This is a genomic window from Microbacterium sp. NPDC055312 (assembly GCF_053645675.1).
Genome location: NZ_JBSHMU010000002.1, coordinates 626,416 through 647,119, shown reverse-complemented (window position 1 = coordinate 647,119; position 20,704 = coordinate 626,416). Strand labels below are relative to the sequence as shown.

Genomic DNA, 20,704 nt, shown 5'->3' with positions numbered 1-20,704 from the left:
GCTCAGCGCTCGAGCGGCACCTCGATGATCTGCGGCCCTGAGATGGCGGAGGTCAGTGCCTGGTCGAGCGCGGAGCGCGTCGTCACCCGCTGATGCTCCCACCCGTACGCCGCGGCCAGTTCGGCCAGCTGCACGCGATGCGGGGTGTAGAAGGCCCGATCGAGGTCGGCCTGCGCGGCGGAGGCCGCCACCTCGAGCCCGTCGAAGATCGTCCCCCCTCCGTCGTTGCCGACGATCACCTGCACCCGCGGCGCCGGCTCGTCGGGCGGCAGCAGCAGCGCGCCGACATCGTGCAGGAAGGCCAGGTCGCCGAGCAGCACCCGCGTCACCCCGGGGGCGCCGTCCGCCTGGCTGGCCAGCGCGATGCCGATGCCGGTCGCCACCGTGCCGTCGATGCCCGCCAGTCCCCGGTTCGCGTGCACCGGCACCTTCTTGCCGCCGAGCACCTGATCCGCCACCCGCACCAGGCGCGACGATCCGAACATGAGCCGGTCGTGCGGCCAGGTGGCGCGCCACACGGCATCCACCAGGATCTGCCGGTCGACGCGCCTGCGCACGGCGTCGAGCTCGGCGCGCACCGCGTCGAGACGCTCGGCGCTGTCGTCGGAGTACAGGCCCTTCTGGTCGGGCGCTGGCGCGCTGAGGTCGACCATGCGCGCCTGCGAGGCCGACATCCACTCCCCCAGCCAGGCCCGATCCGCCGCACCGGGTTCGACGGCGAGCGCGGCGACGGCGCGGGTGCGTCGGTTGAGATTCAGCTGCTCGCCGCCGCGTCGCACGGCGATGACCTCGACGTCGGAGCGCGCGAGCAGTGCGGCGACCTCGCGGGCGAGGGTGGGATGCCCGAACACGACGACCCGTTCGATTCGGCCCCCGAATGCCGCATCGCGCAGCAGCTCCCGATATCCGTGCACGAGCAGTCGCCCGAAGCGCGCGCCGCTGACGATCTCGGCGATGAGGGGCCAGCCTCCCGCGTGCGACAGCTCTTCGGCATCCGGTCCGGCATCCGCGCCCGCGACGACCACCGTACGGGGCCCGCGTACCAGCACGACGGGCTCGACGGGCGTCGGCGCCGGCAGCTCGCCGAGCGCGGCTGCGACGTCGCCGGCCGCCGACAGCGGCTCGCGGCTGGGCAGGTTCAGGTGCACGGGGCCGCAGACTCCCGCCAGGCCGTCTCCGTCGAGACCGAGCGCTGCGCGCACGGCGCGCTCGCCCAGGCCCGACCACGCCGTCGGAGATCTCAGATCGTCCGCGCGCACGCCGGCGTGTTCGCCCGCGGCACTCGGCCGCCGAACCGTTCCGTCTGAGATCTTCGACGTGCCATCCGCCGAATCGGGCACGTCGGCATCGACGTGCAGGCGCACGAACGGGCCGAAGATGCCCGGCTGCACGGTCGCCTGGTTCGCGCCGACGCCGCGCATCTCGGGTGGCCGGTCGGCGGTCAGCAGCAGCAGGGGCACTCCGGCGTGGAAGGCCTCCATGGTCGCCGGCAGCAGGTTGCCCGCCGCCGTGCCCGAGGTGCAGACGACGGCGGCGGGAGCACCTGTCTCGCGCGCCAGCCCGAGCGCCGTGAACCCCGCTGCCCGCTCGTCGACCCGCACGTGCACGCGCAGCGCCCCGCTGCGAGCGAGTGCGGTCGCGGCGAGCGCGAGGGCCTGCGAGCGCGAGCCGGGTGAGAGCACGAGGTCGCGCACGCCGTGCGCGATGAGCTCAGCGAGCAGATCGGCCGCCGCGTCGCTCGCCGGCGATGCCGTCACGGGCGCGGGTCCGTGCCGTCGGTCTCGTCGTCGAGGCGTGCGAGCTCCTCTTCCAGCTGCCGGATCCGGGCATCCTGCTCTGCCGTGCTCATGCGCTGCAGGGCAACCGGATCGTCGTCCGGCCCGGTCACGAAATCGCTGATCCGCTCGCCGCGCCGGCGACGCCCGATCCAGAACCAGAGGATGCCGCCGATGACCGGCAGCAGCACGACGATCAGCACCCAGGTGCCCTTCGACACTCCGCGGTGCCGGTCGGCAGGCTGCGCGGCCACGTCGACGATGCTGAACACCCAGAAGATGACAGCCAGAAATCCGCCGACGATCAGGAGACGAGCCATGCCTCCAGTGTAGTTCGCCGACTTGTGCCCGGCCTCGGAGAGCGGCGACGCACAGCAGGTGCCTAACCCCCGCTCGTAGACTGTCGGGGTGAAGCTGCCACCCCTCCTCGTCTACACCGTGCTGCGGTTGCTGGCGTTCGTCGTGCCGCTGGGGATCCTGTGGCTGTTTCCCGTCTTCCGCGAGTACTGGTGGCTCGCCGCCCTGTTCGCCGCGCTGATCGGAATGAGCATCTCGCTGCTGTTCCTGCGGGCGCCGCTGTCGCGGGCATCCCGCGAGATCTACGCCAAGCGCAACCGCGACAGGAGCCAGACCGACGAGGACGCAGAGGACTCCGCCTCCGGCGCGTGACGGCTGCCCTCAGTCGGTGGATGCCGGGTTGCTGGCCTTGCCGTCGAGCCACAGCGTGTCTGACGCATCGGCGTGCACGCCGTCGCTGCCGACATGCTTGTCGCTGATCTGCGGCCCCTTGGTGATCACGTGCACGAGTGCCATGCCGTAGCCGCGCGAGAGGTCGTACTCGGCTTTCAGCCATTCGAGGATCGGAGTGGCCTTCGTGCCCGGCCCGAATCCCTTCTCGGATGCCCGCTCGATGAACTGCCGCGGAGTGAGGCCGGTCTTCGTCTCGATGTTGTCGAGGTATGCCTGGAACGACATGGTGCTCCTTACTGCTCTTCGACCCGCCGCGTTCAGCCGACGAGAGCCCAGTAGATGACGCCCGCGTAGGCGAGCGCTGTCAGCGATGTGAGGGCCAGGGCCGTGACCAGTTCGCGGGGGTGACGGTGGAACCAGACGATGATGATCGCCACCAGCCCGGAGAGCAGCGCGAGCATCGCGAGCCACGCGATCGGGTAGAGCAGGGCGATCCACGCAGCAAGCACGAACGGGATCAGCACGAACACGGTGAACAGCACCTGGGTGGCGCGCCTGCCGATCAGCACCGAGAGGGTGCGCTTGCCGACGGCGCGATCCTGATCGATGTCACGCAGGTTGTTGGCCAGCAGCACCGCGCAGGCGAACAGTCCCGCGGCGACCGCGACGACCCAGGCGACGTCAGGCAGATCCTGCACCTGCACCCACGTCGTGCCGAGGGTGGCGACCAGCCCGAAGAACACGAAGACGAACAGCTCGCCCATCGCGTTGTAGCCGTACGGGCGCCGGCCTCCGGTGTAGAACCAGGCGGCGATGATGCACAGGGCGCCGACCGCGAGCATCCACCACTGCTGCGACCGGATGACGATGGTCAGACCGACCACGGCGGCGAGCGCGAAGAAGACGAGCGCGACCAGCAGCACCCGTTTCGCCGGGACGCGGCCCGACGCGGTCAGGCGAGCGGGCCCGACGCGCTCGGCGTCGGTGCCCCGGATGCCGTCGCTGTAGTCGTTGGCGAAGTTCACACCGATCTGCAGCAGCACTGCGACGGCCAGGCAGGCGAGCGCGATGACCCAGTGGAAGAGGTGATCGACGGTCTGAGCCGCACCGGTTCCGAGCACGACCGGGGCGACGGCGAGCGGCAGGGTGCGCAGACGGGCGGCGCCGATCCAGTCCTTCGCCGTCACCGGCTCGAGGGCGAGCGCCGGGCGCTTCGCCGGGTTGCCGCCGGCGCGGCGTCGCTGCTGCGGAGCGCGCTTCTTCGTCTTCTTGGAGGAACCTGCCACGGCAGAGATCCTACTGTTCACGCCTTTGCTCGCCGCCGCCCCTCCCCCGCCGTCAGGCGGGTGCGACGATCGGCCGGCGCTCGTAGAAGGTCTGCAGCACGACCGTGGTCCGCGTGCGGACGTTGGCCGCGATCCGGATGTCGCGGACGAGCTGCTCGAGGGCGCGGGGCGACTCCACCCGCACGAACAGCATGTACGCGGCATCGCCCGCGATCGAGTGGCACGCCTCGATCGCGCTGAGATGCTCGAGCAGCTCGGGAGCGTTGTCGGGCTGGGCGGGGTCGAGGGGCGTGATCTCGATGAACGCCGACAGGGGCGCGCCCACCTGCTCGGGATCGAGCACCGCCTGATAGCCGACGATCACGCCGCGTGACTCGAGCCGCTTCAACCTCGACTGCACGGCCGAGGTCGACAGCCCCACCGCGTCGGAGAGCTGCGCGAGCGTGGCTCTCCCGTCGCGCGAGACGGCGGCGAGGATCGCGTGATCGACAGTGTCATCCATAGATGGAATAATAGAGGCGAAGCACGCCCGTCGCCGGAAAATTTCCGGCCTGTCCCCCGATCGGAGGGTTCGATGTCCACCATCACCAGCGCCACACAGAGCATCATCGGCGAGCCCGAGGTCGTGGAAGACGCATCGACCGCCGAGCGCAGCGCCGCCTGGACGCTGCTGAAGGACGCCGCGATCGCGATGCGCCCGCTGCAGATCAAGGACGGGTCGATCCCGAACGCCGACGACCGCGAGGCTGCGGCCGGCCACGTGGCGGCGATCATCTCCGGCATCCGGGCTCTCGCCCCCGCCTTCCCGCACGACGCGGCGTATCTCGACGCGCTCGTCGTCGACTTCCAGCGCTGGGCCGATGACGGTTTCGGCGTTCCCGACTTCCTCGACTCGCTGGTCGCCTTCCAGCCGCAGGAGCACCGCGTCGACGGCATCCGTCACCTCGTCGTCTTCCCGATGTACACGCAGAACGGCTCGAGCGACCGCCTCGTCGAGGCGCTGATCGTCGAGACCATCTGGCCCGAGTTCATCGCCGAGCTCGAGGCGGGCGACTACGGCAACAAGCTGTTCGTCTCGCTGCGCCTGATCGACTTCACCCCCGGCTACGACACCAACTCGGCCGTGCTGTTCCCCGAGACGGTGGCGATGCGCGAGATCCCCTCGTTCACCTGGGGCGCGATCTTCCAGGACCGCGAGGCGGCCCGGTACCGTCGCGTCGTGCGCGCGGCGTCGGAGATCACGAACCTCGACCTGCCCGAGCGCGCGAAGGCGATGCTCGACGACCAGCAGATGACCGAGAAGACGTTCGTGATGTGGGACATCATCCACGACCGCACCCACATGCGCGGCGACCTTCCGTTCGACCCGTTCATGATCAAGCAGCGGATGCCGTTCTTCCTCTACTCGCTGGAAGAGATGCGCTGCGACATGACCGCGTTCCGCGAGTCGGTGAAGATCGAGCGCGCGTTCGACGCCCGTATCGCGGCCGGCGAGACGCTCACCGAGACCGAGCAGGAGATGCACGACTACGCGCACCTCGTGCAGTACGCGGTGATCTTCGACCGCATCTTCCGCTTCGCGATCACCGGCACCCGGGTGCGCAATTACGACGCCGTCGGCGGCCAGCTGCTGTTCGCGTGGCTGCACCAGCGCGGCGTGCTGCACTGGACCGACACCGCCCTCACCTTCGACTGGGACAACGTGCCCGATGCCGTCGTGGCCCTCGGGGATGCGATCGACGACCTGTACTGGCACTCGATCGACCGCCCGAAGGTCGCGCACTGGCTCGCCGCGTACGAGCTGGTCCGCGGCACGCTCACCCCGCACCCCGCCTCGCAGTGGGCTCGCGGCCTGTCGGACGAGATCCTCGCCGGCGCCCCCAAGGGATACACCGACGCCGTGATGGACGACGAGTTCCCGCTGTCGATGTTCTTCGAGACGCTCGACAAGAAGATGAAGCCGGTCATCGAGTCGACCGTGGGCATCCGCGGCACCGATCTGTAGCCCTCGTGTCAAGGAGCGCGTCATGAGCATCCACCGCACCGTCGTCCTCGCCGGCGCCACCAGCGACGCCGGTGTCGCGACCGCCTCCGCGCTGATCGAGGCGGGCGCGCGGGTGGTCGCCACCGGCCGCTCGGCGGAGCGGCTCGCGGCGCTTCGCGATGCCGGGGCGCAGACCGAGATCGCGGATGCCACCTCGTTCACCGAGATGACCGCGCTGGCCGAGAAGCTCGGCGCCGTCGACGCGGTGATCCCTCTCGTCGGCGGCTGGCGCGGCGGTGGCGGGCTCGCCGGGCAGAGCGATGCGGACTTCGGCGCGCTGCTGCCCGCCCTGCAGGCGGTGCGCGCGACGAGTCGCGCCTTCGACGCGGCGATCAGGGCGTCGGATGCCGGTCGCTTCGCGATCGTGTCGTCGACGGCGGTCACCCGTCCCTTGGCGGGCGGTGCGAACTACGCGGCGATGAAGGCGGCGAGCGAGGCGTGGACGCGTGCCGTCGCGCAGGGGTACGCCAAGGCTGCGCGGGATGCCGGTGCGGCCCCGCACGCGGCATCCGTCATCTTCCGCACCGAGGGCGCCCTGCAGCCGGACGCCCTGTCGCGAGCGGTGGTCGCGCTGTGGGACCGGGATGCCGCAGAGCTGAACGACACCGTGGTCGCACTCGCCTGAGCACCGGTCACACGGACTCCTGCGCGTCGACCGCCTCGGGCTGTTCGGGGTCGGGCGCCCGGGCGTACAGCTCGGTGAGCAGCCGGTACGAGCGGGTGAAGAACGCGAGGCATGCCGCGACGACCATCACCAGGCCCGCGAACAGGCAGACCAGGGCGATGCCGCGCGCCTGACCGTCGCCGAGCAGCCACTCCCACCGCATCCGGCCCTCGTCGCTGCGCATGTAGGGGATGATCAGGAACTCCGCGATCGGCGCGATCAGGAACGCCGTGACCGGAGCCGCGGCCGCCTCGATCGCCTGTGCCACGCCGAAGACGCGACCCTGCCTGGCGTACGGGACGACCTTCTGGATCACGGTCTGCTCGGCCGCCTCGACCGGCGGGATCATCATCATGTACAGCCACATGCCGACGACGAACAAGGGCCACCACTCGCGCAGCGTGAACACCGCCCCGACGATGCCCATCGCCATCACGACGAGCAGCATGGTGCGCACGGGGCGACTGCCGAGCCCGAACTTCGCGACGAGCGCGCCGCCGATGAAGAACCCGGTCGACGAGAAGGCGAGCGCGATGCCCCACATCTGAGCCGAGAAGAGCGTGAGTCCGTACGGGTCCATCAGCGCCATGTACACGCCGCCGATGAGGTTGTTGAAGGTGGAGAACACGATCAGTGCGAACAGGCCGGGAGCTGCTCGGATCGCCTTCACGCTGCCGTGGAAGTCGAGCGCGCTCGGCGCGTCGGGGTCGGGCTGCGGCGCCTCCTCGGGGATGCGGACGAACAGCAGGTGCCCGAAGGTCACCGCCATCGCGGCGATCGCGATCATCAGCGTCCACCCCATGCCGAGGAAGCCGATCGAGAGGCCCGAGAACACGCTCGTCATGAGGAACGCGATGCCCTGCACGGTACCGACCAGGCCGTTCGCGTTCGCATGCTTCTCTTCGGGGATCAGCAGCGTGACCGTCGTCGACAGCGCGATGTTGCGCAGCTGCTCGATGACGCCGCCGATCAGGATGATCAGCGCGAACACCCAGAACCACGGACCGGTGATGTCGAGCAGGGCGGACTCGGGCTGCCACAGGTAGAGCATCCCCGCGACGGCGAACGCGCCGGCCGAGACCACGCTCGAGATCACCAACACGGTGTGCTTGCGGTACCGGTCGACGATGGTGCCGAACACCATCGAGAAGAAGGCGATCAGCAGCATGTACGCGCCGCCGATGACTCCCGTCGCCAGCACGGACTGCGTCTCGATGTACACCCAGAACGTCAGCGCGAACCACAGGAAGCTGGTCGTCACGTTGGCGATCAGCGTGTTCACGAGCACGTTCGTGAACGCCCTCGTCTTCGCCGTTGCGGTCACGGGTCGAGGGTATTCCTGGCCACCGACATCCGACAGATGTCCGCCGCAGATCCGCACATCCGCCAACCACTAAAATCGGACGGTGAGCACTCTGCATGACAGCGCCGTCCGCGGCTTCGCATCCGACAACTACTCCGGCATCCATCCCGAGGTGCTGGCGGCGATCTCGGCCGCCAACGGCGGTCACCAGGTCGCCTACGGCGAGGACCAGTACACCGAGCGGCTGCAGCAGGTGTTCCGGCGCCACTTCGGTGACAGTGCGCAGGCGTTCCCCGTCTTCAACGGCACGGGCGCGAACGTCACCGGTCTGCAGTCGATGCTTCCCCGCTGGGGTGCGGTGATCGCGGCATCCACGGCGCACATCAACGTCGACGAGGGCGGCGCCCCCGAGCGCATCGGCGGGTTCAAGCTGCTCACCGTGCCCACCGACGACGGCAAGCTCACCCCCGAGCTGGTCGATCGCGAGGCGTGGGGCTGGGGCGACGAGCACCGCGCGCAGCCGCTGGTCGTCTCGATAACGCAGTCGACCGAGCTCGGCACCCTGTACACGGTCGACGAGATCACGGCTCTCGCCGAGCATGCGCATGACCGCGGTATGAAGCTGCACCTCGACGGCGCCCGCATCGCGAACGCGGCCGCGGCCCTCGACGTGCCGCTCAGCGCCTTCACGACCGACGCGGGTGTCGACGTGCTCAGCTTCGGCGGCACGAAGAACGGCGCGATGCTGGGCGAGGCCATCGTGGTGCTGAATCCGGATGCCGCAGAGGGCCTGCTGTACAGCCGCAAGTTCAACATGCAGCTGTCGTCGAAGATGCGCTTCGTGTCGGCTCAGCTGATCGCCCTGCTCGAGGGCGATCTGTGGCTGCGCAACGCCCGGCACTCGAACGCGATGGCTCAGCGTCTGCGCACCGAGGTCGAGCAGGGCATCGCCGACGGCAGCATCAACGGCGTCGGCTTCACGCAGCCCACGCAGTCGAACGGCGTGTTCGCGACGCTGCCCGACGGCGTCGCCGACCGCCTGCGCGAGAAGTTCCGCTTCTACGACTGGGATGCCGCACGCAACGAGGTGCGCTGGATGTGCTCGTTCGACACGCAGGAGTCCGACGTCGACGCCTTCGTCGCCGAGCTCGCGCGTCTCACCTCACGCTGACGCGGCGACCTCGTCAGCGCAGCAGGCCGAGGTGCGCGAGCGCCTGGCGGATGAGCGTGCCGCGGCCGCCTTCGAGGTCGGCGGCGAGCGCATCGGACGCCGCCTCCTCGGGTGAGAACCACGTCACCTCGAGAGCGTCCTGCCTCGGCTCGCACGTGCCCGTGACGGGCACGACGAAAGCGAGCGACACGGCGTGCTGGCGGTCGTCATGGAACGCACTGACGCCGGGGATCGGGAAGTACTCCGCCACCGTGAACGGCGCGGGCGACGCCGGCAGCAGCGGGAACGCCATGGGGCCGAGGTCGTTCTCGACGTGGCGGAACAGCGCATCCCGGATCGTCTCGCCGTATCGCACGCGCCCCGAGACGATCGTGCGGGTGATCTCGCCGAGCGGGGTCGAGCGCAGCAGCACGCCGATGGACGTGACCTGTCCCGACCCGTCGGTGATCACCGGGATGGCCTCGACGTACAGCATGGGCAGGCGACGGCGGGCCTCTTCGAGCTCGATGTCGGTGAGCCAGCCCGGGTTCGCGCCGGCCTGACGCGCGCCGTCGTAGCCGAAGTCGTCGTCGGGCTCGGGGCCGGGATCAGGAGTGCGCACCGCCATGGCTCATTTCTACCAGCGTCGGAGACGACTGGCAGGATGTCAGCGTGACAGTCTCGATCGATTCCTCCGTGACGCTGTGGTCGCCCGAGCCGCGCGACGGCAAGCCGCTGCTGGTGCTGCTGCACGGCTACGGCGCCGACGAGCGCGACCTGTTCGGGCTGATCCCCTACCTGCCCGAGGGCATCGCGATCGCCGCCGTCGGCGCGCCGCTCACGCCGCCGTGGCCGATGCCGGGTCGGTCGTGGTACGCGATAGATTCGCTCGACACGCGGGATGCGGCGGGCATCACCACCGCGGCACAGGCGCTGCTCACGTGGCTCGACGAGGCCGCGGCCGGCGCCCCCTCGATCGCCCTGCTCGGCTTCTCGCAGGGCGCGGCGGTCTCGCTGCAGGCGCTGCGTCTCGACCCCTCCCGGATCGACGCGGTCGTGGCGCTCAGCGGTTACGTGGCGACGGGTGATCTGCCGAACGACGAAGTGCTGCACGAGCAGCGTCCGCCTGTCTTCTGGGGGCGCGGCACGCACGATGACGTCATCCCGGCGGCCCTGGTCGACCACACGGCGCAGTGGCTGCCGACGCACACCGAACTGTCGGGGCGCGTCTATCAGGGGCTGACGCACTCGATCTCGGAGCAGCAGCTGTCCGACGTGCACGTCTTCCTCTCGCAGTGGAAGGATGCGGCCCTGACGAAGGCTCCGTGAATCACGACACGCCCGGGTTGCGCACCTCCGGAGCGCGCAGGTAAAGTCACAGCGTCCTGTCCGCCGTGTCTGGAAGTCCCTTGATCTGATTCGTCGCCTCTCCGCGTACCCATCCACGCGCTGATCCGACGAACCCGCCTTCCGGCAGGACCCGCTCCGAATTCGAGCCCCTCTTCGGGCTCTTCGACCAGACGTCGTCCGACGTCTCTCGCGAAGCCCTCTTCGTCGGCATCGGCGCACACCCACTTCCGGGAGTCGCTCATGTCATCACCGAACATCTTCACCTCCGCCGCCGTCACGCTCGACCGGGTCTCGTTCGCCTGGCCGGACGGCACGATCGCCCTCGACGCCGTCAGCGGCTCATTCGGATCGGGTCGCACCGGGCTCGTCGGGCGCAACGGCGCCGGCAAGTCGACGCTGCTGCGCCTGATCGCGGGCGAGCTGACTCCGACCGCCGGGCAGGTCCTGCGCTCCGCGGCCGTCGCCTACCTGCCGCAGCGCCTCACCCTCGAGACCGATCGCCGGGTCGCCGACCTGCTCGGCATCGCCGCTCCGCTGGATGCGGTGCGCGCGATCACCGCGGGAGACGTCGATCCGGCGCACTTCGACGCCGTCGGCGACGACTGGGACATCGAGGCGCGCGCCGAGGCATCCCTCGCAGAAGCCGGCCTCGACCCCTCGTTCCTCGACCGCACGGTCGGCGAGCTGTCGGGCGGGGAAGCCGTGCTCGCCGCCGTCGCAGGCATCCGGCTGCGACGGGCACCGATCACGCTGCTCGACGAGCCGACGAACAACCTCGATCGCGAGGCGCGGGCCCGCCTCGCGCAGATGGTGCGCACCTGGCGCGGTGCGCTGATCGTGGTCAGCCACGACGTGTCGCTGCTCGAGCTGATGGATGACACGGCCGAGATCCACGGCAGCGAGCTGAGCGTGTTCGGCGGACCGTATTCGCAGTGGCGAGCGTGGCTGGATGCCGAGCAGGACGCGGCACGCCAGGCGGAGCGCGACGCCGCGCAGGCGTATCGGAAGGAGAAGCGGCAGCGCATCGAGGCCGAGGCGAAGCTCGCCACCCGTGCGCAGATGGGGCGCAAGGCGTTCGACGAGAAGCGCGTGCCGAAGATCGTCGCGAACGGGCGCAAGATGGCCGCTCAGGTGTCGGCCGGCAGGCTGCGCACCGAGGTGCGCGGCAAGGAGGACGCCGCTCACCATGCCCTCGACGCGGCCGGGCGGCGGGTGCGTGACGACGACTCGATGAGGATCGACCTGCCCGACCCGGAGGTGTCGGCGTCCCGCCGCATCGCGACGATCGGCGACGGCGAGCGCTCGTGGATCGTGCAGGGGCCGGAGCGGGTGGCCCTGACCGGGCGCAACGGGGTCGGCAAGACCACCCTGCTGCGCCGGCTGGTGGCATCCGGTGCGGACGGATCGAGCGCCTCGCGTGCGCCCGCACCTCCGGTCGACCCGAATCTGCGGGCCGACGCGCACACCGACCGCATCGGGTACCTCTCGCAGCGCACCGACGGGCTCGATGAGCAGGCGCCGGTGGTGCAGAACGTCGCCGCTGCTGCGCCGCAGGTGCCTGACAGAGAGCTGCGCAACAGGCTCGCGCGGTTCCTGATCAGAGGCGCCGCGATGGACCGGCCCGTCGCGTCGCTGTCTGGTGGCGAGCGGTTCCGGGTCGTGCTCGCGACGCTGCTGCTCGCCGACCCGGCGCCGCACCTGGTCGTGCTCGACGAGCCGACGAACAACCTCGACCTCGACACGGTCGACCAGCTCGTCGAGGCGTTGCGCGCCTACCGCGGCGCCGTGCTGGTCGTCAGCCACGACGACGTGTTCCTGGCTCGTCTGGGGGTCGACCTCACCCTCGAGCTGGATGCCGAAGGGCGGCTCACCGAGATCGGCTGACGCATCCCTACCCCTCCCACGTCGTCGAGAGCAAGGCACAGGTGCAGTGTCGGGGGTCTGTCCCATGATGGAGGGATGAGCGACGCTTCGACAGGCTCAGCGCACCGTGTGCTCGACAGATTCACGCCCGCTACGCAGGACTGGTTCCGCGGGGCGTTCGACGCGCCCACACCCGCGCAGGCCGGGGCGTGGGACGCGATCTCCGCCGGACGAAACGCCCTGGTGGTCGCGCCGACCGGGTCGGGCAAGACGCTGTCGGCGTTTCTCTGGGCGATCGACCGCGTGTTCCGCGAGCGGGCGGACGGTGCGACCGCGGCACCGGATGCCGAGCAGCGCGCTTCCCGCACCCGCGTGCTCTACATCTCGCCCCTGAAGGCTCTGGGCGTCGACGTCGAGCGCAACCTCCGCTCACCTCTGATCGGGATCGGGCAGTCAGCGCGGCGCCTGGGCGTGCCCGCCCCCGAGATCACCGTGGGGGTGCGCTCGGGAGACACGACCTCGAGCGATCGTCGCAAGCTCGTCAGCGACCCGCCCGACATCCTCATCACGACCCCCGAGTCGTTGTATCTCATGCTCACCAGCCGCGCCGGTGAGACGCTGCAGAACGTGCACACCGTGATCATCGACGAGGTGCACGCCGTGGCCGCGACCAAGCGCGGGGCGCATCTGGCGGTCAGTCTCGAACGCCTCGACGCGCTGCGCGCCGCCCGGAGCGCGCAGACGCCGGCGCAGCGGATCGGTCTGTCGGCGACGGTGCGGCCGATCGATGAGGTCGCGCGGTTCCTGGGCGGGTCGGAACCGGTCGACATCGTCGCGCCGCGGGCTGTGAAGACGTTCGAGCTCGGCGTGGTGGTGCCCATCGACGACATGCGCAACCCTCCGCCGTCGCCCGGCCCTTCGGCAGGCTCAGGGACCCAGGGTGGGGCAGGCTCAGGGACCCAGGGTGGGGCAGGCTCAGGGACCCAAAATGGTGAGCCTGCCGAATTCACCGAGATCACCGGGTCGGTGTGGCCGCACGTCGAAGAGGCGATCGTCGACAAAGTTCTCGAGAACCGCTCGACCATCGTGTTCGCGAACTCGAGGCGTCTGGCTGAGCGGCTCACCGGACGGCTGAACGAGATCTACGCCGAGCGGATCGGGGTGGCGGTTCCCGAGGCGGCAGGGCCTCCCGCGGCGATGATGGCGCAGGCCGGTGCCACCGCCGGCGCCGATCCGGTGCTCGCCAAGGCCCACCACGGGTCGGTGTCGAAGGAGCAGCGGGCGATCGTCGAAGACGAGCTGAAGTCGGGCGCGCTGCGCTGCGTCGTCGCGACGAGCAGCCTCGAGCTCGGCATCGACATGGGCGCGGTCGACATGGTCATCCAGGTCGAGGCGCCGCCCTCGGCGGCATCCGGACTGCAGCGAGTCGGCCGCGCGGGCCACCAGGTGGGCGAGATCAGCCGGGCTTCCCTGTTCCCCAAGCACCGCGGCGACGTGCTGCACACCGCGATCGTCACCGAGCGGATGCTGGCGGGACAGATCGAGGCGATCGCCGTGCCGCGCAACCCGCTCGACATCCTCGCGCAGCAGACCGTCGCCGCATGCGCGCTCGATTCGATCTCGGTCGAGGAATGGTTCGAGACCGTGCGGCGCAGCGCGCCGTTCCAGACGCTGCCGCGTTCGGCGTACGAGGCGACACTCGATCTGCTCGCCGGCAAGTACCCGTCGGACGAGTTCGCCGAGCTGCGCCCGCGCGTGGTGTGGGATCGGGATGCCGGCACCCTGACCGGCCGGCCGGGAGCGCAGCGCATCGCGGTCACCAGCGGCGGCACCATCCCCGACCGCGGGCTGTTCGGCGTGTTCGTCGCGGGCGAGACCAGCGGTGCGCGCGTCGGCGAGCTCGACGAGGAGATGGTCTACGAATCACGGGTAGGCGACGTCTTCACCCTCGGCACCACCAGCTGGCGCATCGCCGAGATCACCCACGACCGGGTCAATGTGCTCCCCGCATACGGTCAGCCGGGCAAGGTGCCGTTCTGGCACGGCGACGGCATCGGCCGCCCGTTCGAGCTCGGTGAAGCCCTCGGCCGGTTCTCACGCGAGGTCTCCACCGCCGCACCCGCGAAGGCGCAGCAGCGTCTCATCGACGCGGGCCTCGACGAGCGCGCCCGCGACAACCTGATGGGGTATCTGACCGAGCAGCGCGAGGCGACGGGAACCCTGCCGACCGACCGCACGCTCACGGTCGAGCGGGGCCGCGACGAGGTCGGCGACTGGCGGATCATCCTGCATTCCCCGTACGGCATGAAGGTGCACGCGCCGTGGGCGCTGGCCCTGAACGCGCGCGTGCGCGAGCGCCTCGGCGTCGAGGGGTCGGCCGTGGCGAGCGACGACGGGATCATCGTGCGGATCCCGGATGCCGATGCGCAGCCGCCCGGCGCGGACCTGTTCGTCTTCGACGCCGACGAGCTCGAGCAGATCGTCACCGCCGAGGTCGGCGGGTCGGCGCTGTTCGCCTCGCGGTTCCGGGAGTGCGCAGCGCGTGCCCTGCTCATGCCGCGGATGAACCCGAACAAGCGCACGCCGCTGTGGCAGCAGCGGCAGCGCTCGGCGCAGCTGCTCGAGGTCGCGCGGCGGCATCCGACCTTTCCGGTGATCCTCGAGACGCTGCGCGAAGTGCTGCAGGACGTCTACGATCTGCCGTCGCTGCGCCGGCTGATCACCGACATCGCCGAGCGTCGCATCCGGCTCGTCGAGACCGAGCCCGCGCAGCCCTCCCCCTACGCGCGCGATCTGCTGTTCGGCTACGTCGGCGCGTTCATGTACGAGGGCGACTCGCCCCTCGCCGAGCGGCGTGCCGCCGCACTGTCGGTCGATCCCGCGCTGCTGGGCGAGCTGCTCGGCACGGTCGAGATGCGCGAGCTGCTCGACCCCGACGTCATCGCGCAGTTCGAGCGCGAGGCGCAGCGGCTCGATCCGCAGCGCCGGGTGCGCGGGGTGGAGGGCGTCGCAGACCTGCTGCGGATGCTCGGGCCGCTGGGTGCCGAAGAGGTGGCCCTTCGGCTCGAGGGCACCTCGACGAGCTCCGACGCGGAGAATGCGGCATCGGCGGCGTCACCGCCGGATGCCTCGACGGCCTCGTCCTCGCCTCCCGCATCGGCGACGGTTGACGATGCGGCCGCCCTGCTCGCCGAGCTCGTCACGGCCCGCCGCGCCATCCCGGTCACGATCGCCGGACGCTCCCGATTCACGGTGATCGAAGACGCCGGCCGTCTGCGCGACGCGCTCGGCGTGGCTCTGCCCACGGGCATCCCGGTCGCCTTCCTCGAGCCTGTCGCCGATCCGCTGGGAGACCTCGTGTCGCGGCATGCGCGCACGCACGGCCCGTTCACGACCGAAGACGTCGCGGCCCGGTTCGGCATCGGCGCCGCTGTCGCCCGGCACACGCTGCAGCGGCTGGAGTCGGCGGGCCGGCTCACCAGCGGGTTCTTCCTGCCCGCCGCGTCCGCCGCCGCCGACGGGTCGAAGGAGTGGTGCGACGCCGAGGTGCTGCGCCGGCTGCGCATGCGCTCACTCGCGGCGATCCGCGGCAGCGTCGAACCGGTCAGCCCGCAGGCGTACGCGCGCTTCCTGCCCGACTGGCAGCACCTCACCCGACCCACGGAGGGCGTCGACGGGGTGCTCAGCGTGATCGAGCAGTTCGCCGGCGTACCGATCCCGGCCAGCGCCTGGGAGTCTCTCGTGCTGCCCGGCAGGGTGCGCGACTACTCCCCCGCGCTGCTCGACGAGCTCACCGCCGCCGGCGAGGTCGTGTGGGCGGGCCACGGATCGCTGCCCGGCCGTGACGGCTGGGTCTCGCTGCACCCCGCCGACCTCGCGCCGTTCACGCTGCCGGTGCCCGAGGAGGCGCCGGCAGCCGGCTCTCTCGAAGAGAAGGTGCTCGATGTGCTGCGCCTCAGCGGCGCGTCGTTCGCCGGCGCTCTGAAGGCGATGACCGGCGCCGAGAACCAGCAGTCCGTGCTCGAGGCGCTGTGGTCGCTGGCCTGGCAGGGGCACATCACGAACGACACCTTCGCGCCCGTCCGTGCGCTGATCGCGGGCGGATCGCAGGCGCACAAGACCGCGCGGCGCGCCCCGCGCACCCGCACGTACCGCGGCATCTCGCTCGCTCGTCCGACCGCGCAGCCGTCGGCCGCCGGTGCCGGTGGCCGGTGGGCGGTGCTGCCCGAGACCGATCCGGATGCCGCGCGCCGCGCCACGGTGACCGCGGGGCTGCTGCTCGACCGCTACGGCGTCGTCACCCGCGGGGCGGTGCAGGCGGAGGGCGTCCCCGGCGGCTTCGCGCAGGTGTACCGCGTGCTCGCGGGGTTCGAGGAGGCCGGGCACTGCCGCCGTGGATACGTGATCGAGAAGCTCGGCGCGGCCCAGTTCGCGGCATCCACCACCGTCGACCGGCTGCGCACCTTCGCGGGTCTCGCCGATCCGCCGCCGCGCACCGCAGTCACCCTCGCCGCCACCGACCCGGCCAATCCGTACGGCGCCGCACTCGCCTGGCCGCGGCTGGAGGCGGTGTCGCATCGGCCCGGCCGGAAGGCCGGCGGTCTGGTCGTGCTCGTCGACGGCGCGCTCGTGCTGTACCTCGAGCGGGGCGGCCGCACGGTGCTCGCCTTCGACGATGACGCCGACGTGCTGAAGGCCGCCGCCGCCGACCTGGTCGCCACCTCGCGGGCGCGCCGGCTCGAGACCCTCACCGTCGAGAAGATCAACGGCGAGGGCGTCTACGGCACGCCGTTCGCGCTCGCCCTGCAGGAGGCCGGGTTCGTGGCGACGCCGCGCGGCTACACCCTGCGCAAGTCCGTCTGATTGACTTCACCCATGGTCAGCGAGTTCGGCACCGGCATCGGCTACCTCGGACGCGGCTTCGGATACTGGCGGCGACGCCCGGGGCTGATGGCGCTCGGCCTGGTGCCCGGTCTCATCGCGCTCGCCCTGCTGGCCGCCGCGATCATCCCGCTGCTGCTGAACCTCGGCGGCATCATCGCGTGGGCGACGCCGTTCGCCGACGAGTGGGCGCCGTTCTGGCGGGATGGGCTGCGCACCGCCGTCGGACTGGTCGCGGCGATCGCCGTGCTGGCACTGGCGAGCGTGACGTTCACCGCGCTCACGCTGCTGATCGGAGACCCGTTCTATCAGCGGATCTGGCGTGCGATCGAGACCGACCTCGGCGGCGACGTGCCCGAGGGCGACGGCGGAGTCCTCGTGGCGCTCGGCGAGAGCATCCGCCTGATCGCGCTCGGTGCGCTCGTCGCGCTGCTGGCCCTCGCGATCGGCTTCGTTCCGCTCGTGGGCGCCCCGCTCGCCGCCGTCTCGAGCGTGCTGCTGACCGGGCGCCTGCTCGCCCGCGAACTCACCGGCCGGGCGCTGAACGCCCGCGACATCCCGACCGTCGAGCGGTCGCGGCTGTTCGCCGCACGTCGCGCACGCCTGCTCGGGTTCGGCGCGGCCACGCAGCTGTGCTTCATGGTGCCGCTCGGCGCCGTGTTCGTCATGCCGACTGCCGTCGCCGGCGCCACCGTGCTGGCGCGTGACCTGCTGCGCGAACGCTCGTCGACGGCGGCGCGTCATGCCTGAGGGCGACACGATCTATCGGGCGGCGCGTCGACTCGACGCCGCGCTGCGCGACCAGGAGGTGACGCGGTTCGATCTGCGGGTGCCGCGACTCGCGACCGCCGACCTCACGGGTCAGACGGTGCACGATGTGGTCCCTCGTGGCAAGCACCTGCTGATGCGGATCGGCGAGTTCACCCTGCATTCCCATCTGCGCATGGACGGCGCCTGGTTCACCTACCGCCCCGGCGAGAAGTGGCGCCACCCCGCGTTCAAGGTGCGCGCGATCGTGGGCACCGCCGACCACGAAGCCGTGGGCGTCGACATCGCCGAGGTGAAGCTCGTGCCCACCCGCAGCGAGGGCGAGCTGGTGAACCACCTCGGTCCCGATCCGCTCTCCGAGGACTGGGATCTCGCCGAGGCGATCCGACGCCTCGCCGCTGACCCGCGACCGATTCACGTTGCGCTGCTCGACCAGCGCAACGTCGCCGGTTTCGGCAACGAGTACGCGGCAGAACTGCTGTTCCTGCGCGGAATCCGGCCCGAGACGCCGACTCCCGAGGTCGATGTCGCCGCGCTGCTGGATCTCGGAGTCCGGACGATCCGGGCGAACCGCGATCGGATGGATCGCACCTTCACCGGCGACGCCAGGCGCGGCTTCACCGACTGGGTGTACGGGCGCGCGGGGCGCTCGTGTCGGCGCTGCGGCACGCCGATCCGCAAGGGCGAGCTGGGGGCCGACCCGACGCGCGAGCGCATCACCTTCTGGTGCCCGAACTGTCAGCGGTGAGCTAATCCCTCCCGGGGAATGAATCAAGCCCCCTCCTGGTTGTAGATATATCCGGAAGACTCCGGAACACGGGAGGAAACGTGGGCAAGAACTACATCGATATCGAGGACGACCAGGGCGCCACCCTGCGATACCGCAAGCACGTCAACGGCCGCGGACTCGTCGCGCACGGCGCGAAGGTGCACCCGAAGGCTCTCATCGAGGCCGGCGCCTATGTCGAACCCGGCGCGCGAGTGGGCGCCGGAGCACGGGTCGCGCGTGGTGCCTGGGTGGAGCCGGATGCCGTCATCGGAGAGAACGCCCGGATCGACGCGCACGCGCACATCGGCGCGGGGGCAGCCGTCGGTGAGGGTGCGTGGATCGGCGTCCGCACCGAGATCGGCGCGGGCGCGCACGTCTCACGAGGCACGCGCATCGGGCACGACGAGAGCGTCGCCCCTGGTCTCACGGTCATCACCGACCGGAAGGGTCTCTGGCTGGCAGCCTGAGACCATCATCTGAAGAGCCCGCGCGGTCGCAACGACCGGCGGGCTCTCGCATGCTCGCACGTCTTCGCCGTCGAACCCGCAGGCCTCGGTTCGAACGCTCACCTCCGAGCCATTTTCTCTAAATGAGGTCATTGCTAAAATTAGAAGCACGAGGTTCTGAAACACGGGCTTCTGCTTTCAGAGAGGCATCATGGACATCTCCGCACGGGCGTCGAGTATCGGGGCCCTCGCCGACGAGACGCGGCGTGCGCTCTACGAGCACGTCGTCGGCCAGCCCGACGCGGTCACCCGCGAAGCGGCCGCCACCGCTCTCGGAGTGCCGGCCCACATGGCGCGCTTCCATCTCGACAAGCTCGTCGACGCCGGACTTCTCGAAACCGAGTTCCGACGACTGAGCGGCCGCACGGGTCCCGGCGCCGGCCGCCCGTCGAAGCTGTACCGGCGGGCCGTCGGCACGGTGAGCATCTCACTGCCCGAGCGCCGCTACGACTTGGTCGGGCACGTGCTCGCGAGCGCGATCGAACGTGCCGGCGAGGGGATGCCGTTGCGGGATGCCCTCGACCAGGTCTCGCACGACGAGGGCCGCTCGATCGCCGAGTCCGCGGCAGACGCCGCCGATCGTGACGAGATCGACCGTCTCACCTCCGTGCTGACCGCGCAGGGCTTCGAGCCGCGGCGCGAAGCCGACGGCGACGGCGACGCCGTCATCCTCTCGAACTGCCCGTTCGACTCCCTCGCCCGCGAACACACCGAGCTGGTGTGCTCGGCCAATCTGTCGCTGCTGCGCGGTGTGCTCGACGGCCTGCACTGCGACCACATGCGGGCGCTCGGCGAGCCGCACGCGGGACGCTGCTGCGTGGCGATCCGCCCGCAGCGATGATCCTGCAGGCGATCGGGCGGTCGGCGCAGGCCGGCGAGACCGGCCGCCCCGACGTGCCGGCGACGCGGCGGGTACGCTGAACCGGTGAAGAACGACCGCCGCCGCGCTCCGAAGGGCGGGCGGCCGCGCCCCGCGAAGACGCAGAAGCCGACGCAGAAGCGCACCCCGCGGCCCTCGCCACAGCCCGCGCCGACCCCTCCTATCGACGAGACACCGCGCGTGTTCCGCCTCGGCGTGATCCCGGGCGCCACCCCGGGCAAGTGGGTGGATGCCTGGAAGGGGCGGATGCCGCACGTCGACATCGAACTCGTGCCGATCACCTTCGCCGGCGAGCGCGCCGCCATCGACGCCCTCGACGCCGCGCTCGTGCGCCTGCCCCTCTCCGACCGCGATGACCTGCATGTGATCCCGCTCTACGACGAGGTGCCGGTGGTCGTGGCATCCGCGGACTCGCACCTGATGGCCGCCGACCAGCTGACCGCCGACGACCTCGCGGGGCAGGTGTTGATCGTCCCCGGCGACGACGTGCTGGGGCCGCTCGACCTGCCGACCGAGGCGCCGTCGTTCCCGACGATCGGGACCACCGAAGACGCCGTCGCGACCGTCGCGTCGGGCGTCGGCATCCTGGTCGTGCCGATGTCGCTCGCCCGACTGCATCACCGCAAGGACGCCGACTATCGGCCGCTGCTCGGCGGGCGCACCTCGACGGTCGCGCTGGCGTGGCCGCGCGATGCGACCACGCCCGATGTCGAGACGTTCGTCGGCATCGTGCGCGGACGCACGGCGAACTCGTCGCGGTGACCTCCACCCTCAC

General features: G+C 70.8%; 19 protein-coding genes. 12 read left to right on the top strand and 7 right to left on the bottom strand.

The features are described from left to right. Positions 1-2 precede the first annotated feature (2 nt). Together menD and ACWIDW_RS07480 are read right to left on the bottom strand one after the other, a co-directional pair. On the bottom strand, positions 3-1,757 hold the full coding sequence (gene menD / locus ACWIDW_RS07485) for a 2-succinyl-5-enolpyruvyl-6-hydroxy-3-cyclohexene-1-carboxylate synthase (protein WP_454124208.1): 1,755 nt from the start codon (positions 1,755-1,757) through the stop codon (positions 3-5). Then, a complete protein-coding gene (locus tag ACWIDW_RS07480; RefSeq protein ID WP_454124207.1) occupies positions 1,754-2,095 on the bottom strand; it encodes a PLD nuclease N-terminal domain-containing protein in 342 nt (113 codons plus the stop codon). The genes menD and ACWIDW_RS07480 overlap by 4 nt, the downstream gene beginning before the upstream one ends. Before the next feature lie 88 nt (positions 2,096-2,183). On the opposite strand from ACWIDW_RS07480, the gene ACWIDW_RS07475 reads away from it, so the two are divergent. Next, the gene (locus tag ACWIDW_RS07475; protein ID WP_454124205.1) at positions 2,184-2,444 is read left to right on the top strand and encodes a DUF4229 domain-containing protein; all 261 of its coding nucleotides are present in this window, start codon (positions 2,184-2,186) and stop codon (positions 2,442-2,444) included. A 9-nt stretch (positions 2,445-2,453) separates the two neighbouring features. Here the strand turns inward: ACWIDW_RS07475 and ACWIDW_RS07470 are convergent, their stop codons facing one another. The 3 genes from ACWIDW_RS07470 to ACWIDW_RS07460 are packed head-to-tail and all read right to left on the bottom strand — an operon-like array spanning position 2,454 to position 4,253. After that, positions 2,454-2,750 (bottom strand): DUF4287 domain-containing protein, encoded by a 297-nt coding sequence (locus ACWIDW_RS07470; RefSeq protein ID WP_454124204.1) that lies wholly within the window; start codon positions 2,748-2,750, stop codon positions 2,454-2,456. Positions 2,751-2,782: 32 nt separating this feature from the next. Continuing rightward, entirely contained in the window at positions 2,783-3,751 is a 969-nt protein-coding gene (locus ACWIDW_RS07465; RefSeq protein WP_454124203.1) for a 1,4-dihydroxy-2-naphthoate polyprenyltransferase, read from the bottom strand. A gap of 52 nt (positions 3,752-3,803) precedes the next feature. Continuing rightward, positions 3,804-4,253, bottom strand: a complete 450-nt coding sequence (locus ACWIDW_RS07460) for an Lrp/AsnC family transcriptional regulator (RefSeq protein ID WP_454124201.1) — start codon at positions 4,251-4,253, stop codon at positions 3,804-3,806. A gap of 72 nt (positions 4,254-4,325) precedes the next feature. Here ACWIDW_RS07460 and ACWIDW_RS07455 point away from each other — a divergent pair, with 72 nt between their 5' ends. Further along, complete coding sequence (locus ACWIDW_RS07455; RefSeq protein WP_454124199.1) at positions 4,326-5,756, top strand: DUF6421 family protein; 1,431 nt, start codon at positions 4,326-4,328, stop codon at positions 5,754-5,756. Positions 5,757-5,778: 22 nt separating this feature from the next. Further along, complete coding sequence (locus ACWIDW_RS07450) at positions 5,779-6,420, top strand: SDR family NAD(P)-dependent oxidoreductase (protein ID WP_454124198.1); 642 nt, start codon at positions 5,779-5,781, stop codon at positions 6,418-6,420. Between the two features lie 7 nt (positions 6,421-6,427). On the opposite strand, the gene ACWIDW_RS07445 is transcribed toward ACWIDW_RS07450, so the two are convergent. Further along, complete coding sequence (locus ACWIDW_RS07445; RefSeq protein ID WP_454124197.1) at positions 6,428-7,783, bottom strand: MFS transporter; 1,356 nt, start codon at positions 7,781-7,783, stop codon at positions 6,428-6,430. An 82-nt stretch (positions 7,784-7,865) separates the two neighbouring features. Between ACWIDW_RS07445 and ACWIDW_RS07440 the strand changes: the two genes are divergently transcribed. Then, entirely contained in the window at positions 7,866-8,933 is a 1,068-nt protein-coding gene (locus ACWIDW_RS07440; RefSeq protein WP_454124196.1) for a threonine aldolase family protein, read from the top strand. A gap of 13 nt (positions 8,934-8,946) precedes the next feature. Here the strand turns inward: ACWIDW_RS07440 and ACWIDW_RS07435 are convergent, their stop codons facing one another. Continuing rightward, a complete protein-coding gene (locus ACWIDW_RS07435) occupies positions 8,947-9,540 on the bottom strand; it encodes an NUDIX hydrolase family protein (protein WP_454124194.1) in 594 nt (197 codons plus the stop codon). A 44-nt stretch (positions 9,541-9,584) separates the two neighbouring features. On the opposite strand from ACWIDW_RS07435, the gene ACWIDW_RS07430 reads away from it, so the two are divergent. The 8 genes from ACWIDW_RS07430 to ACWIDW_RS07395 all read left to right on the top strand — a co-directional run bounded on the left by ACWIDW_RS07430 (position 9,585) and on the right by ACWIDW_RS07395 (position 20,691). Continuing rightward, positions 9,585-10,241 carry an alpha/beta hydrolase gene (locus ACWIDW_RS07430; RefSeq protein WP_454124192.1) on the top strand — a complete coding sequence of 219 codons (657 nt, stop codon included), beginning with the start codon at positions 9,585-9,587 and terminating at the stop codon, positions 10,239-10,241. A gap of 261 nt (positions 10,242-10,502) precedes the next feature. Beyond that, on the top strand, positions 10,503-12,146 hold the full coding sequence (locus tag ACWIDW_RS07425; protein WP_454124190.1) for an ABC-F family ATP-binding cassette domain-containing protein: 1,644 nt from the start codon (positions 10,503-10,505) through the stop codon (positions 12,144-12,146). A gap of 75 nt (positions 12,147-12,221) precedes the next feature. Then, positions 12,222-16,988, top strand: coding sequence for an Lhr family ATP-dependent helicase (locus ACWIDW_RS07420; protein ID WP_454124189.1), 4,767 nt, complete (start codon positions 12,222-12,224; stop codon positions 16,986-16,988). Between the two features lie 12 nt (positions 16,989-17,000). Then, entirely contained in the window at positions 17,001-17,756 is a 756-nt protein-coding gene (locus tag ACWIDW_RS07415; protein ID WP_454124187.1) for an EI24 domain-containing protein, read from the top strand. Next, a complete protein-coding gene (locus ACWIDW_RS07410) occupies positions 17,749-18,522 on the top strand; it encodes a DNA-formamidopyrimidine glycosylase family protein (RefSeq protein WP_454124185.1) in 774 nt (257 codons plus the stop codon). Before ACWIDW_RS07415 ends, ACWIDW_RS07410 begins: the two co-directional genes overlap by 8 nt. Positions 18,523-18,602: 80 nt before the next feature. Further along, entirely contained in the window at positions 18,603-19,010 is a 408-nt protein-coding gene (locus tag ACWIDW_RS07405) for a transferase (protein WP_454124184.1), read from the top strand. Between the two features lie 190 nt (positions 19,011-19,200). Next, complete coding sequence (locus ACWIDW_RS07400) at positions 19,201-19,890, top strand: helix-turn-helix transcriptional regulator (RefSeq protein WP_454124182.1); 690 nt, start codon at positions 19,201-19,203, stop codon at positions 19,888-19,890. Positions 19,891-19,974: 84 nt separating this feature from the next. After that, positions 19,975-20,691 (top strand): LysR substrate-binding domain-containing protein, encoded by a 717-nt coding sequence (locus tag ACWIDW_RS07395; protein ID WP_454124181.1) that lies wholly within the window; start codon positions 19,975-19,977, stop codon positions 20,689-20,691. The last annotated feature ends 13 nt before the right edge of the window (positions 20,692-20,704 follow it).

Bases quoted from the DNA above. Each gene is read 5' to 3' on its own strand.
- ACWIDW_RS07460 (WP_454124201.1), bottom strand. From the start codon at position 4,253: ATGGATGACACTGTCGATCACGCGATCCTCGCCGCCGTCTCGCGCGAC.
- ACWIDW_RS07480 (WP_454124207.1), bottom strand. From the start codon at position 2,095: ATGGCTCGTCTCCTGATCGTCGGCGGATTTCTGGCTGTCATCTTCTGG.
- ACWIDW_RS07415 (WP_454124187.1), top strand. From the start codon at position 17,001: ATGGTCAGCGAGTTCGGCACCGGCATCGGCTACCTCGGACGCGGCTTC.
- ACWIDW_RS07435 (WP_454124194.1), bottom strand. From the start codon at position 9,540: ATGGCGGTGCGCACTCCTGATCCCGGCCCCGAGCCCGACGACGACTTC.
- ACWIDW_RS07455 (WP_454124199.1), top strand. From the start codon at position 4,326: ATGTCCACCATCACCAGCGCCACACAGAGCATCATCGGCGAGCCCGAG.
- ACWIDW_RS07420 (WP_454124189.1), top strand. From the start codon at position 12,222: ATGAGCGACGCTTCGACAGGCTCAGCGCACCGTGTGCTCGACAGATTC.
- ACWIDW_RS07400 (WP_454124182.1), top strand. From the start codon at position 19,201: ATGGACATCTCCGCACGGGCGTCGAGTATCGGGGCCCTCGCCGACGAG.
- ACWIDW_RS07450 (WP_454124198.1), top strand. From the start codon at position 5,779: ATGAGCATCCACCGCACCGTCGTCCTCGCCGGCGCCACCAGCGACGCC.
- ACWIDW_RS07425 (WP_454124190.1), top strand. From the start codon at position 10,503: ATGTCATCACCGAACATCTTCACCTCCGCCGCCGTCACGCTCGACCGG.
- ACWIDW_RS07470 (WP_454124204.1), bottom strand. From the start codon at position 2,750: ATGTCGTTCCAGGCATACCTCGACAACATCGAGACGAAGACCGGCCTC.
- ACWIDW_RS07410 (WP_454124185.1), top strand. From the start codon at position 17,749: ATGCCTGAGGGCGACACGATCTATCGGGCGGCGCGTCGACTCGACGCC.